This window comes from Nocardia fodinahabitans, assembly GCF_052983615.1.
The window spans coordinates 6,729,029-6,741,454 of record NZ_JBRJJC010000001.1; the positions used below are offsets into that span (position 1 = coordinate 6,729,029).

10 protein-coding genes are annotated in these 12,426 nt (G+C 70.2%); 5 read left to right on the forward strand and 5 right to left on the reverse strand.

What is annotated here, in order from left to right:
- Positions 1–21: 21 nt before the first annotated feature.
- The gene (locus NV348_RS31785; protein WP_447150175.1) at positions 22–1,644 is read left to right on the forward strand and encodes a PucR family transcriptional regulator; all 1,623 of its coding nucleotides are present in this window, start codon (positions 22–24) and stop codon (positions 1,642–1,644) included.
- Positions 1,645–1,728: 84 nt separating this feature from the next.
- On the forward strand, positions 1,729–3,771 hold the full coding sequence (locus tag NV348_RS31790; protein ID WP_447150176.1) for an alkyl/aryl-sulfatase: 2,043 nt from the start codon (positions 1,729–1,731) through the stop codon (positions 3,769–3,771).
- Between the two features lie 3 nt (positions 3,772–3,774).
- Here the strand turns inward: NV348_RS31790 and NV348_RS31795 are convergent, their stop codons facing one another.
- Positions 3,775–4,137 carry a cupin domain-containing protein gene (locus NV348_RS31795; RefSeq protein WP_447150177.1) on the reverse strand — a complete coding sequence of 121 codons (363 nt, stop codon included), beginning with the start codon at positions 4,135–4,137 and terminating at the stop codon, positions 3,775–3,777.
- A 255-nt stretch (positions 4,138–4,392) separates the two neighbouring features.
- A complete protein-coding gene (locus NV348_RS31800; protein ID WP_447150178.1) occupies positions 4,393–5,193 on the reverse strand; it encodes a VOC family protein in 801 nt (266 codons plus the stop codon).
- A gap of 253 nt (positions 5,194–5,446) precedes the next feature.
- Here NV348_RS31800 and NV348_RS31805 point away from each other — a divergent pair, with 253 nt between their 5' ends.
- Together NV348_RS31805 and NV348_RS31810 are read left to right on the forward strand one after the other, a co-directional pair.
- Entirely contained in the window at positions 5,447–7,486 is a 2,040-nt protein-coding gene (locus NV348_RS31805; RefSeq protein ID WP_447150179.1) for a CocE/NonD family hydrolase, read from the forward strand.
- A gap of 121 nt (positions 7,487–7,607) precedes the next feature.
- On the forward strand, positions 7,608–8,090 hold the full coding sequence (locus tag NV348_RS31810) for a gluconokinase (RefSeq protein ID WP_447151202.1): 483 nt from the start codon (positions 7,608–7,610) through the stop codon (positions 8,088–8,090).
- On the opposite strand, the gene NV348_RS31815 is transcribed toward NV348_RS31810, so the two are convergent.
- The 3 genes from NV348_RS31815 to NV348_RS31825 all read right to left on the reverse strand — a co-directional run bounded on the left by NV348_RS31815 (position 8,081) and on the right by NV348_RS31825 (position 10,747).
- Positions 8,081–8,827, reverse strand: coding sequence for a M50 family metallopeptidase (locus NV348_RS31815; protein ID WP_447150180.1), 747 nt, complete (start codon positions 8,825–8,827; stop codon positions 8,081–8,083). The two genes, NV348_RS31810 and NV348_RS31815, sit on opposite strands and share 10 nt — an antisense overlap.
- Positions 8,828–8,836: 9 nt before the next feature.
- Complete coding sequence (locus tag NV348_RS31820) at positions 8,837–9,442, reverse strand: pyridoxamine 5'-phosphate oxidase family protein (protein ID WP_447150181.1); 606 nt, start codon at positions 9,440–9,442, stop codon at positions 8,837–8,839.
- 312 nt (positions 9,443–9,754) lie between these two features.
- Complete coding sequence (locus tag NV348_RS31825; RefSeq protein WP_447150182.1) at positions 9,755–10,747, reverse strand: LLM class flavin-dependent oxidoreductase; 993 nt, start codon at positions 10,745–10,747, stop codon at positions 9,755–9,757.
- A gap of 146 nt (positions 10,748–10,893) precedes the next feature.
- Between NV348_RS31825 and NV348_RS31830 the strand changes: the two genes are divergently transcribed.
- Complete coding sequence (locus NV348_RS31830) at positions 10,894–12,309, forward strand: amino acid permease (RefSeq protein WP_447150183.1); 1,416 nt, start codon at positions 10,894–10,896, stop codon at positions 12,307–12,309.
- Positions 12,310–12,426 lie beyond the last annotated feature (117 nt).

Below are 12,426 nucleotides of genomic sequence, written 5' to 3' on the forward strand. Positions count from 1 at the left end.
CAAAGCTCTGGGAGGCCCGCGATGCCGGATGACGCCACGACACTGGGCGAGCTGCTCGCCGCCCTCGACCACACCGTCGCCACGCTCGTCGACGCGCCCGCGGGGGAGTCGGTCCCGCTCCGCTCGGTCGCTCTCGCCGAGCCCGCCGATCTGCCCGACCAGCTCGAGGCCGAGGGCCCGCTGCCGGAGGTGTACCTGCTCGTCGGTGTCGATGCCGAGGCCACGCTGTGGTGGCTGCGCGGCGTCGGCGCCCGTGCTCCCGGTCAGCGGCCGCGTGTCCTGATGACCAAGAGCGCCAACGACTCTCCGGCCGTACGGGTCGCGGCGTCGGCGGCGGGCCTGGCCCTGGTGCACGTGCACCGGCAGGCCCGCTGGGACCAGGTGTTCGCGCTGGTGCGCCGGATGCTGGCCCGCTCGCCCGGCCAGCGCGCCGCCGCCGACGACCACGACCTGCTCGCCCCCGACACCGATCTGTTCGGCCTCGCGCAGGTGGTCGCCAAGGAGACCGGCGGGATGGTCTCCATCGAGGACCCCCAGTCGCACGTGCTGGCGTACTCGGCGTCCGACGCCTCCGCCGACCAATTGCGCATCCGGTCCATCCTCGGCCGCGAGGGGCCGGGCGACTACCTGCGGATCCTGCGCGAATGGGGCGTATTCGACCGGGTGCGGCGCAGCGACGAGGTCGTCGACGTGCCCGAACATCCCGAACTCGACATCCGGCGCAGGCTGGTGGTCGGCATCCGGCGCGGCACCCCCGAGCGCATGCTCGGCACCATCTGGCTGCAGCAGGGCGACCGCCCGCTGCGCCCCGACGCGGCGCAGGTGCTGCGCGGCGCGTCGGCGGTCGCGGCGCGGATCATCGCGCGCGGGCTGGAGGCGCCCTCGACCGAAGCCCTGCTGGTGCGCAGGCTGTTCGGCGCGCACGGTGACGGCGTCGACGTGCCGTCCGTCGCCGCCGCGCTGCACCTGCCGACGACCGGTCCCGCCGCGGTGATCGGCTTCGCCCCGGTCGGTCCGGTCGCCGACCTGGCCGCGTCGAGCGGTCTGATCCGGCTGCACGCCAGCGCTTTTCGGGACGACTCGGTGACCGAGGCGATCGGCGACCGGGTGTATGTGCTGCTGCCGTCCTACCACTCCGAGCGCACCGTCGGCTCCTGGCTGCGCAAGCTCGTCGCGCAACTGGAACAGGCGCGCGGGCTGGTGGTGCGCGCGGCCGTCGCGGCGCCGGTGGCCGGGCTGACAGCGGTCGCGGGCGCCCGCGCGGAAGTCGATCGCGTCCTGGACAGCCCGGCGGCCGCGGCGTCGGGCAGCCGGGTCGCCACCCTGGCCGAGGCCAGGACTGCGGTGCTGCTGGCCGAGATCGTCGAGCTGGTCCGGGATCGCCCGCACCTGCACGATCCCCGGCTGACCGCGCTCGACGCCTACGACCGCGAGCACGCCGCCGAACTGCGCGGCTCGGTGCTGGCCTATCTGCGGGCACACGGCGAGGTGAGCGCGGCGGCCGCCGCGCTACGCGTGCACCCGAATACGCTGCGCTACCGGTTGCGCCGGGCCGAGGCCGTACTCGGTATCGACCTGGCCGACCCCGCCGACCGGCTGTTGCTCGAAATCCAGCTGGCCGCCGTGCCGATTGCTCGACCGTAACTCCGCTATTGCAGTTACGCTGCAATAGCGGCGCCGGTCGCACTCGCCCCCGTGGCGGGAAGTGATCACCTGAGTGAGGTTGAAGTGGTGGACGGGACGAACACGGATCGGTTCGAGGTGTCGCGACGCGGCATGCTCGGCGTCGGAGCCGGAGCGGCCGCCGCACTGGCCGTCGGCCTCACGGTCACCGGCTGCGGCGACGACAGCGCCGCGATCACGCCGTCGACAACGCAGACCGACCCGACGAAGGCGGTCGTCGACGCCAATCGCGCGCTGGCCGACTCCCTGCCCTTCGGCGACACCGCCGATTTCGCCGACGCCGATCGCGGCTGGATCGCCTCCCTCGAACCGGGCAAGGTCACCGACGCCTCGGGAAAGGTGGTGTGGGACACCGACGCCTATGACTTCCTGGCCGGCGCCTGTCCACAGTCGGTGAATCCGAGTCTGTGGCGGCAGTCCCAGCTCACCGTGAAGCAGGGGCTCTACGAGATCGCGCCCGGCTTCTATCAGATCCGCGGCCTCGATCTGTCGAATATGACGCTGATCGAGGGCGACACCGGCGTCGTGGTCATCGACCCGCTAGTCTCGGCCGAAACCGCGGCGGCGGGCCTGGCGCTGTATCGCACACACCGTGGCGACCGGCCGGTCACCGGCCTGATCTACTCGCACTCCCACGTCGACCACTTCGGCGGCAGCTATGGCGTCCTGGCCCCGCAGGACGTCGCGGCGGGCCGCTGTCCGGTGATCGCCCCGGTCGGCTTCCTGGAACACGCTGTCGCCGAGAACATCTACACTGGCACCGCGATGGCCCGCCGCGCCGCCTACATGTACGGCGCCGCCCTGCCGCGCGGGCCGAAGGGACAGGTCGGCTCGGGTCTGGGGCAGACCAACTCCGTCGGAACGGTCAGCCTGATCCCGCCAACGCGCGATGTCACCCACACCGATCAGGTGGAGACGGTCGACGGCGTGCGGATGGTCTTCCAGCTCACGCCGGGCACCGAGGCGCCGTCGGAGATGAACATCTACTTCCCCGACCGTCGCATCCTGTGTATGGCCGAGAACGCCACGCACACCATGCACAACATCGTCACGCTGCGCGGCGCACTGGTCCGCGACCCGCACGTGTGGGCGAAATACCTCACCGATTCGATCAACCGGTATGGTCGCCGCTCCGAGCTGGTGTTCCCGTCACACCACTGGCCGATCTGGGGCACCGACCGGATCGTCGAATTCCTGTCGCTGCAACGCGATCTCTACGCCTACCTCAACGATCAGACGCTGCGGCTGCTCAACAAAGGCTACGTCGGCGCCGAGATCGCCGAGATGATGACGATGCCGCCCGCGCTCACCGCCTCCTGGTCCGCGCACGGCTACTACGGCTCGGTCAGCCACAATGTGAAGGCCGTCTACCAGCGCTATATGGGCTGGTTCGACGGCAACCCGGCCCATCTCTGGGAGCATCCGCCGGTGGAGAACGCCCGCCGCCACGTCGACGCGATGGGCGGGACCGCCGCCGTACTGCACCAGGCGCAGCGGGCCTACGACGCCGCGGATTTCCGCTGGGCGGTGCAGCTGCTGAACTACGCGATCTTCGCCGATCCCGGCAACGACTCCGCGAAAGCCCTGCAGGCGAGCGCTTTCGAACAGCTCGCCTACGGCGCCGAGAACGCCACCTGGCGCAATTTCTACCTCAGCGGCGCCCACGAACTGCGCAACGGCTCCTTCGGCACCCCGACCTCGGCGAATTCGGCGGCGCTGGCCGCGGCACTGAGCGTGGAGCAGGTGTTCGACGCGATGGCGCTGCGCATCGACGGGCCGAAGGCCTGGGACGCGCGGACCACCAGCGACTGGCGGATCAGCGACGAGGGCAACCGGATCCACCGCGTGGAACTGCGCAACGGCGTGCTCGTGCACTACGACCGGTTCCCCGGTGATCAGCTGCCCGCGCCGGACGCCACGCTCACCCTGACCCGGCCCGTGCTGATCCGCAGTCTCGTCGGCGGCGGCGATCTGAAGAAGGAAGTGCTCAGCGGTGACATCGTCATCGAGGGCGATGTCACCGCGCTGACGAAGCTGCCCGGCCTGATCGACAAGCCGGACCCGAACTTCGCCATCGTGACGCCGTAGCGGCTACCGCTTGGCGTAGTCGGCGACGCCCTGCCAATCGAGCATCACGCAGGGTTCGTCGCCGACCACCCAGGCGTCGTGGCCGGGCGGCACCAGCATCAGGTCACCGGGCCCGAATTCCTGCTGTTCGCCGTCGTCCATCGCCACTACTATCCGGCCGGACAGGCAGTAGCCCATGTGCGGTGCCTGGCAACTCTCGGTCCCGGCGATCGGCTTGACGTGCAGCGACCAGCGCCAGCCCGGTTCGAATACGGCCCGGCCCACCGGCCCGCTGTCGAGGGCCACGAGATCGAGCCGGCCTTTGTCCTGCTCGAAGGGTCTGGTTTCCTCGGGTGCGTCGAAACTCTTGCGTGTCAGTGTGGACATCGTCGGCTCCTGGGTCGTCGGAGGTGACCGATGAGTCGTGTCCACCGGGGCGCGTGCGCGCTCGGCCCGCGACGGCAGCCACCGCACAGTTAATCGTTCGCCGATGGGGGACCGCGCGCAAGCGAACGTGCGTTGAGCTGCCGCGCGCCCGCGGCCGGGGCGACGCCGGGTCGTGGCGTATCGGGCGAGTCCGCGTGGAATCGGTGACCACGGCATGCGCCACGCGATGGCATGGCGCATGCCCGGAACCCGTCGTCAGGCGCCGGTGGGGACCTCGCCGACGGCCTCGGCCGGATCGATGACGCCGAACACCTCGCCCTGGGGCGCCTGCAGGATGCCCATCCGCCCGAACGGGCTGTCGTCGGGGCCCATGATCACCGAGGCGCCCAGTTCGGTGGCCTTCGCCAGCGCCGCGTCGGCGCCGTCGACCTGGATCCAGGTGAGCCAGTAGGTGGGCGTCGACAGCGCGGACGCGTCCATCATGCCGCCGATGGTGTGGGTCTCGCCGGGGAGCGCGAAGGTGGAGTAGACGAAGTTCTCGCCGTCGCCGATCTCGGTGTAGTGCCAGCCGAACACGGTGTGGTAGAAGTCGTGCGCCTGGTCGTAGCCGCCGGTGTGCAGTTCGTTCCAGCAGTAGGCGCCGTGCTGGTTGAACACGTTGGCGCCGGTGTGCGCCTTGGCCTCCCAGACGCCGAACACCCCGCCGGTCGGGTCGGCGCCGATGAACATGCGGCCTACGTCGAGGATGTCGAACGGCGGCATGAACACCTGTCCGCCAGCCTTGCTCACCTTCTCGGCGATCTCGTCGGCGCGTTCGGCCGCGAAATAGGTGGTCCAGGCCGAGGGCATCGGCATGCCGCCGGGTTTCGGGCCGATGCCGGCGGCGGGCCTGCCGTCGAGCATCGCCATCAGGTAGCCACCCGCGTCGGCGGGCCCGTCCTGGATGTCCCAGCCGAACAGGGCACTGTAGAAGTCGCGGGCGGCGGTGGTGTCGTCGACCTGGCAATCGATCCAGCAGGGCGTGCCCTGCGGCCAAGCTTCGTCACGTGTCGGCATAGTCGAACGTCCTCCTCGGCGATGGATGGAAGCCGGCCGGAACCGCGCCGGCAGGTGCCAGTCAACCACCAGCCACCGACAGCCGCGATACCCGCGCAGCGCGCTGAACTGGAACAACGCGTATTCACTGCGACAGTCCGAGCGGGCCGACGCTGGGCGGCTCAGGTCGTTACCCCTGTTACAGTTTCCGCGCTCGATCGTGTGGTGGCTAGGTCAACAGTGGAGACGAACGAACCGGTCGGGGAGCGACACAATGGCGGTGAGAGGTTCCGAACGCGGGCTCGTCCGGATGCTGGTGACGATCCTCGCGGTGATAGTCGTGCTCGGGTGTGGCGGCGGACCGGCGGCAGGTGAACCGGCCGAACCGCCGGCGGCGCACTGGACGGCTCTGCACGACGGGCCGGGCGCCTATCCCGAGGTGCGGGTGGAGCGCGGCGTGCAGATCACCATGAGCGATGGCGTCGTGCTCAAGGCCGATGTCTACCGGCCCGCGAACGCGGCGGGCGAGATCGAGCAGCAACCGCTGCCGACGATCGTCAGCCTCACGCCTTACTCGAAACTGATGACGGGCCTGATCGAATCCGCTGCCGCCATCCCGGGCCTGCAGGCCACGGCGGTCGACATCGTGCGCAGGCTGAACCTGTCGGCCACGCCGATCAGCGGGTTCGGCGACCTGATGCAGGCGCTCGACGGCGGCATGATCCAGACCATGCTCGGCGTCGACCGCAAGCTCATCAGCAGCGGGTACACCGTCGTCGTCGCCGATGTGCGCGGAACCGGCCTGTCACAAGGCAAATGGGACACCCTCGGGGCGCGCGAACAGCTCGACACCCGTGAGGTGATCGACTGGGCGGCCCACCAGCCGTGGTCGAACGGCCGGATCGGGATGAGCGGCGGCTCCTACTCCGGCATCAACCAGCTGCGCGCGGCCGAGAACGCCCCCGCCGCGCTGCAGGCGATCTTCCCCGTGGAACCGGGCAGCGATCTGATGCGCGACGTGGTCGCCCCCGGTGGCGGCGTCGGCACCACCTTCCTGCCGCTGTGGCTGAACTCGGTGAACCAGCTCAAACTCGTGCCCGATGTCGCGTCGATGGCCGACGGCACCTTCGACTGGACCTGGTTCCACGATCGGCTCGCCGACCCGACCACCAATTTCGACCTGCTCGCTCAGTCACTGCTCACCCCGTCGCTGTCGAACATGCCGCCCGCGCTCGACGGCGCGCTCGACGACACCTCCGCGTTCCGCGAAGCGATCATGGGCCATCCCGAGCAGGTCACCGTGCCGACCTTCGTCTACGGCGGCTGGCACGACATCTTCGCCAACAGCGCGACCAAGCTCTACGAGCAGATCCCGCTGCCCGCCGGACGCAAACAGCTCGTCGTCGGCGACACCTATCACGCCAATCCCGGTGCGGGCACCGGTGTTCCGGGCGCGCCGCCGCGGCTGGACGTACTGCAGCGGGCCTGGTTCGACAAGTGGCTCAAGGACATCGACAGCGGCGTCGACACGTTCGGGCCGGTCACGGTGAAGCAGCAGGGCGGCAGCTGGATCACGCTGCCGGAGTTCCCGATGCCGGGTGTCACGCACCGCCGGGTCTACTTCTCGGCCGCGCCCAGCGGCAGCACCGAGGACAGCCTGTACGACGGATCGCTCAGCGCCACCGGGCCGACGACCACCGACGACCTCACCGTCGCACCGGGTCTGAGCACGATCTGTTCGCGTGACGCGGCGCAGGGTTCGGCCGGAATGGGCGCGGCGCTGGACACCTGCGCGAAGGACTCCCGGATCGCCGAACGCAACGGGCTCACCTTCACCAGCGCGCCGCTCACCGAGCAGACGGTGATCTCGGGTCCGATCAATGTGCGGCTCAACACCGTGCACGACACGACCGACGGATTCTGGAACGTCACCGTCAACGATGTGGCGCCCGACGGTACCTCGACCGTGCTGACCACCGGCCAGCTCACGACATCGATGCGCGCGATCGACGAACGGCGCAGCGCCCGCTCGGTCAACGGCGATCTCACCGCGCCGTTCAACCCGCTCACCGTCGACCATCTGCTGCCGGTGGTGCCCGGCGCGCCCACCGACCTCGATGTCGCCGTCATCCCGACCCAGGCGGTCCTGGCACCCGGGCATCGGCTGCGCATCGATGTCTACGCGGGCAACGCGCCCAAGGCGCTGCCGTTCCGGCCGATGCTGAACGCGAGCGGCATGGAACCCCAGCACCTGCGCCTCGACCCGGCCGCGCCGAGCTTCGTCAATCTGCCCACCGACCGCCCCATTCCCTGAACCGGCAGCGGATCGACGGCCGGTTCGGCGTTTCCCGGACCCGGTCCCGGTCCGGTGTGTGAGCCTGTAGGGCAGTGGCTCGGACGAGGAGGTCGGTGTGGTGCAACCCGTCATCGTGGTGATGGGCGTGTCCGGGTGCGGGAAGACGACGGTCGGCGCGCTCGCCGCCGAACGGCTCGCGGTGCCCTACGCCGAGGGTGACGACTTCCATCCCATCGAGAACATCGAGAAGATGGCGGCCGGTATCCCGCTGACCGACGAGGACCGCGCGCCGTGGCTCGACATCGTCGCGGGCTGGCTGGGTGACCATCAGGAATCCGGCGGCGTCGCCGCGTGCTCGGCGCTGCGCCGCACCTACCGCGACCGGCTGCGCCGCGGCGCCCCGCACACCTATTTCGTGCACCTGGCCGCGGGCCGCGAGGAACTGCTGCGCCGGATGACCGGCAGGCTCGGCCACTTCATGCCGACGGCCCTGCTCGATTCTCAGCTGGCCACCTTGGAACCGCTACAACCCGACGAAGTGGGGATCACCCTCGACGCGCTCGAGGCGCCGACCATTCTCGTCACCGAGGTCGTCGAGGCCTGGCGCGCCGCTCACCGCTGAAGCAGCGGGTGCAGCTGCTGCACCGGCGCCAGCAGCAGCGCTCCGCCGACGCACAGCGCGGCCAGGCACAGCGCGGTGAAGATCCCCACCCAGAGCAGTGCGGGCAGATGGGTGAGCCGGGCGAGCTGGTCGGCGTCGGAGGCGGTGTGGCCGGGCTGCCTGCGGCGGCTGCGCTGCAGTTCGATCACCGGGCGGACCGCGGCGGCCAGCAGGAACCAGGCGGCCAGATATGCGAACCCGGCCTGCATCAGGTCGGTGCCGAACCAGGACACCCCGAACACCAGTGCACCGAGCACGGCGACGGTCAGCAGCCCGTAGATATTGCGGACCTTGACGAGAACGGCGGCCAGCATGAGCAGTGTCGCCCACAGCATCAGCGTCACCCGGCCGGACCCGAGCAGCGCCGCGTACCCCAGCCCGAGCAGCGCGGGCGCCGGGTAGCCCGCGGCCGCGGTGAGGATCATGCCGGGACCGGTCGGCTTGCCGCTGGACACGGTCAGGCCCGAGGTGTCGGTGTGCAGGGTGATCGCGTGCAGCCTGCGCCCGGTGAGCAGGGCGACCAGCGCGTGTCCGCCCTCGTGCGCCACGGTGACCGCGGCCCTGGTGAGCCGCCACAGCGGCCGGTAGCCGACCAGCACGAGCGCGACAGCGGCGGTGGCGAGCACCAGCCACCAGGCGGGCGCGGGTTGGGTGGCGAGGAGACGGTCGAGCAGCGAGCTGGCGGATCCGGTGTTCACCGCCGCACTTTAGCCGTCCACGGCGTGCGGCGTGCGCCCGCGCGTGACCTGGGACGGCAGTGGATGATCCGGTTCCAGCGCGGGCAGGCCGTCGATGCTGGTGGCGTTGTCACCGGCGATGCGGCGGGCGAAATCGGCGTCGGTGCGGCGGGTGTGGGCCTGGTCGAGGATCGAGCGTTCCTCGACCAGGTCGAGGTAGGGCACCGACCAGCCGCAGGAGTCGGCGATCCGCTCCACCGACACCGCGACAATTGCGCGGATCCCGGTGTGGCCGGTGCCGAAATGGTCACGCAGCGTGGTGAATTCGGCCGAGTCGGAGCGCACGACCCGGCCGGTGCCGAACAGCCGCAGGATGCGGGCGGTGCGGGTGAACGAGCAGAACATCACGGTGATCCGGCCGTTGTCGCGCAGATGGGCGATGGTTTCCGCGCCGCTGCCGAACAGGTCGAGATAGGCGACGGTGTGCTCGTCGATGACCGCGAAGGTGTCGCGGTAGCCCTTGGGGGAGACATTGACATGGCCGCCTGTCGAGGGCGCGGTGCCGACGAAGAACATCGGCTGCTCGCCGATGAAGGTCCGTAGTTTGCCGTCGATCCGGTCGAACACCTTGCCCATGACGCGCTTCCTCGTCCCACCCGTCGGCGGGCTCCCCTGCATCACTGTATCGATCGGCCGGACCAGGACCGCCGTTCGGCTCACGCTGAGGGGCTGCCCGACCACGTCTTCGCGGTATTCGGCCTGGTCGTCGGCCATCCCGACCCGGCCGAGGGGCAGATCGGCGAGATCTACTCCGATCAGGGGCTGCCGTTCTCGTGGACCGAGCGCGTGCTGGCCCGCCTCGCCTCGGTGGCGTCGCTCAACGGACGCCACCGCCTGCGGGAGTCGTTGCACACCAGGGGATTCCGGCTGCTGTGAGCCGGACTCGGCTCAGCCGTTGATCGCCTTGCTGCTGAGCTCGAGCGAGCGGATCCTGGCGTCGATGTCGTAGACGAGGGTGTTGAGCATGAGTTCGTCGGGCGAGGTGGCGGCGAGCAGCGCGGCCGCCTGCGCGCGCACCGTGTCCGGCGAGCCCTGCAGCTGACCGGTCTTGCGCTGCTCGGCGAAGCGGCGCTCGGCGTCGCTGCCGGGGAAGCCGGCGGCCTGCTCCGGCGTGGCCAGCGCCTGCGGGCGACCCGCGCGCAGCTGGGCGAAGGCGAGGTCGCGCGGCGCGGCGAGCCGGTCGGCCGCGGCATCGGTGTCGGCGCAGATCGCCGACGCGGCCACGATCGTGTACGGCTCGCTCAGCACATCCGAGGGTCGGAAGTTGTCGCGATAGAGCGCGAGCGCCGCGGCCGTGTTGTCCGGGGCGATGTGATGGGCGAAGGCGAACGGCAGCCCGAGCACCGCCGCCACTTGCGCGCTGTAGCCGCTCGAGCCGAGCAGCCACACCGCCGGTTCGGCGCCGCGGCCGGGGCTGGCGACGATGCCTTCGGCGTCGGCGCCGCGGAAGAAGCCGATCAGCGCGGTGAGCTCGCGGGGGAACGACTCGCCACCGAGCCCTTCGGCGCTGCGGCGCAGGGCGCGCGCGGTGACCGGATCGGTGCCGGGCGCACGGCCGATACCCAGATCGATGCGACCGGGATGCAGGGCCTCGAGCGTGCCGAACTGTTCGGCCACCACCAGCGGCGGATGGTTGGGCAGCATCACCCCGCCCGAACCGACCCGGATGCGCGCGGTCGAGGCGGCCAGATGAGCCAGCACGACCGCCGGCGCCGAGCTGGCGATGCCGGGCATGTTGTGGTGCTCGGCCACCCAGAATCGGCGAAAGCCCAGTTCCTCGGCGTGCTGGGCCAGCCGCGTCGTCGCGTGCAAGGCATCGCCCGCGCTCACATCGGCTTGCACCGGCGCCAGATCCAGAACCGACAGCGTGACCGCGCTCATGAGCCTCCTCGATAGTGACCGAACCCCCGCAAGGGGCAACCCGCGCGGAGCGGCCGGTATTTCCACGCCCCGTCGGGGGTGGCTCGGACCGCGATTGCCGGGCGGTAGCGTGCAGGACTGATCGACGCGACGGAAGGACACGATCCATGTCAGCTGACGGCCCCGGGCTATCCACCGCAGCCGTGCAGGCGCCTGCTCCGACGACCGAATCGGAGGGCTACGCGCGCGGGCTGAGCCCGCGCACCATCCAGATGATCGCCATCGGCGGCGCGATCGGCACCGGCCTGTTCTACGGCTCCGGCGCCGCCATCGAGCAGGCAGGCCCGTCGTTGATCCTGGCCTACCTGGCCGCGGGCCTGGCGATCTTCGTGATCATGCGCGCGCTCGGTGAGTTGCTGACCTATCGGCCGGTGTCGGGCAGCTTCGCCGAGTACGCGCACGAATTCCTCGGCCGCTTCGCCGGTTTCGCGACCGGCTGGTCGTACTGGGCGGTGTGGGTGTCGACCTGCATGGCCGAGATCACCGTCGCGGGCAAGTACGTGCAGTACTGGTTCGACATCCCGCAGTGGGTGACCGCGCTGGTGGTGCTGGCGGTGTTGTTCGCCGCGAACCTGATCTCGGTCCGGCTCTTCGGCGAGGGTGAGTTCTGGTTCTCGGCCATCAAGGTCACCGCGATCCTGGCGATGATCCTGATCGGCATCGGCGTGCTGGTGTTCGGCTTCGGTCACGCCGCGAACCCGACGGTGACCAATCTGTGGGCCGACGGCGGCGTGTTCCCGAACGGCTTCGGTCAGACCCTGCTGGTGCTCCAGATCGTCGTGTTCGCCTACGTGGGCGTCGAACTGGTGGGCGTGACGGCGGGGGAGGCGCGTGATCCCAAGGCCACGCTGCGCAAGGCGATCAACACCTTGCCGTTTCGCATCGGCCTGTTCTATGTCGGCGCGCTCGTGGTGATCATGTCGGTGGCGAGCTGGCGCACCTTCCACGCCGGCCGCAGCCCGTTCGTCGAGGTGTTCGAGCAGATCGGCATCCCCGCCGCCGCGGGCATCATCAACTTCGTCCTGCTCACCGCGGCGCTGTCGTCGTGCAACTCCGGCATCTACTCCACCGGCCGGATGCTGCGCAGCCTGGCGCTGCGTGAGGAGGCACCCGGTGGTTTCGCGAAGCTGAGCAAGCAGTCGGTGCCGTTCACCGGCATCTGCGCTTCGGCGGCGGCGATGGTGATCGGCGTCGTGGTCAACCTGATCTCGCCGGACAAGGCCTTCGCCTACATCACCTCGGTCAGCACCGTGGGCATCATCGTCGTGTGGGGCGTGATCCTGGTGTGCCACCTGAAGTATCGCGCCAAGGTGCGGGCGGGGGAGCTGCCCGCCGGCGACTACCGGCTGCCCGGCGCGCCCGTGACCACCTGGGCCGCCCTGGGCTTCCTCGGTCTGGTCGTGGTGCTGCTGCTGTGGACCGACGGCGGGCGTACCGCGCTGGTCGTCGGCGCGGTCTGGGCGGCGCTGGTGTGCCTGGGCTACTACGCCTTCGGTCGCCGCGGCGCCGCGCACACCGGGTAGCCGCGACCCGTCCTCGTTTGCTGGAAAGCCGCTGGCAGACAAGCATTTTCTGTCATACCCCACCGGTATCGTCGAAGGGTCACACAAACGAGCCCGGCGCGAGTGTGGCCGGGCGGT

Bases quoted from the DNA above. Each gene is read 5' to 3' on its own strand.
- NV348_RS31785 (WP_447150175.1), top strand. From the start codon at position 22: ATGCCGGATGACGCCACGACACTGGGCGAGCTGCTCGCCGCCCTCGAC.
- NV348_RS31795 (WP_447150177.1), bottom strand. From the start codon at position 4,137: ATGTCCACACTGACACGCAAGAGTTTCGACGCACCCGAGGAAACCAGA.
- NV348_RS31800 (WP_447150178.1), bottom strand. From the start codon at position 5,193: ATGCCGACACGTGACGAAGCTTGGCCGCAGGGCACGCCCTGCTGGATC.
- NV348_RS31805 (WP_447150179.1), top strand. From the start codon at position 5,447: ATGGCGGTGAGAGGTTCCGAACGCGGGCTCGTCCGGATGCTGGTGACG.
- NV348_RS31810 (WP_447151202.1), top strand. From the start codon at position 7,608: ATGGGCGTGTCCGGGTGCGGGAAGACGACGGTCGGCGCGCTCGCCGCC.
- NV348_RS31820 (WP_447150181.1), bottom strand. From the start codon at position 9,442: ATGGGCAAGGTGTTCGACCGGATCGACGGCAAACTACGGACCTTCATC.
- NV348_RS31825 (WP_447150182.1), bottom strand. From the start codon at position 10,747: ATGAGCGCGGTCACGCTGTCGGTTCTGGATCTGGCGCCGGTGCAAGCC.
- NV348_RS31830 (WP_447150183.1), top strand. From the start codon at position 10,894: ATGTCAGCTGACGGCCCCGGGCTATCCACCGCAGCCGTGCAGGCGCCT.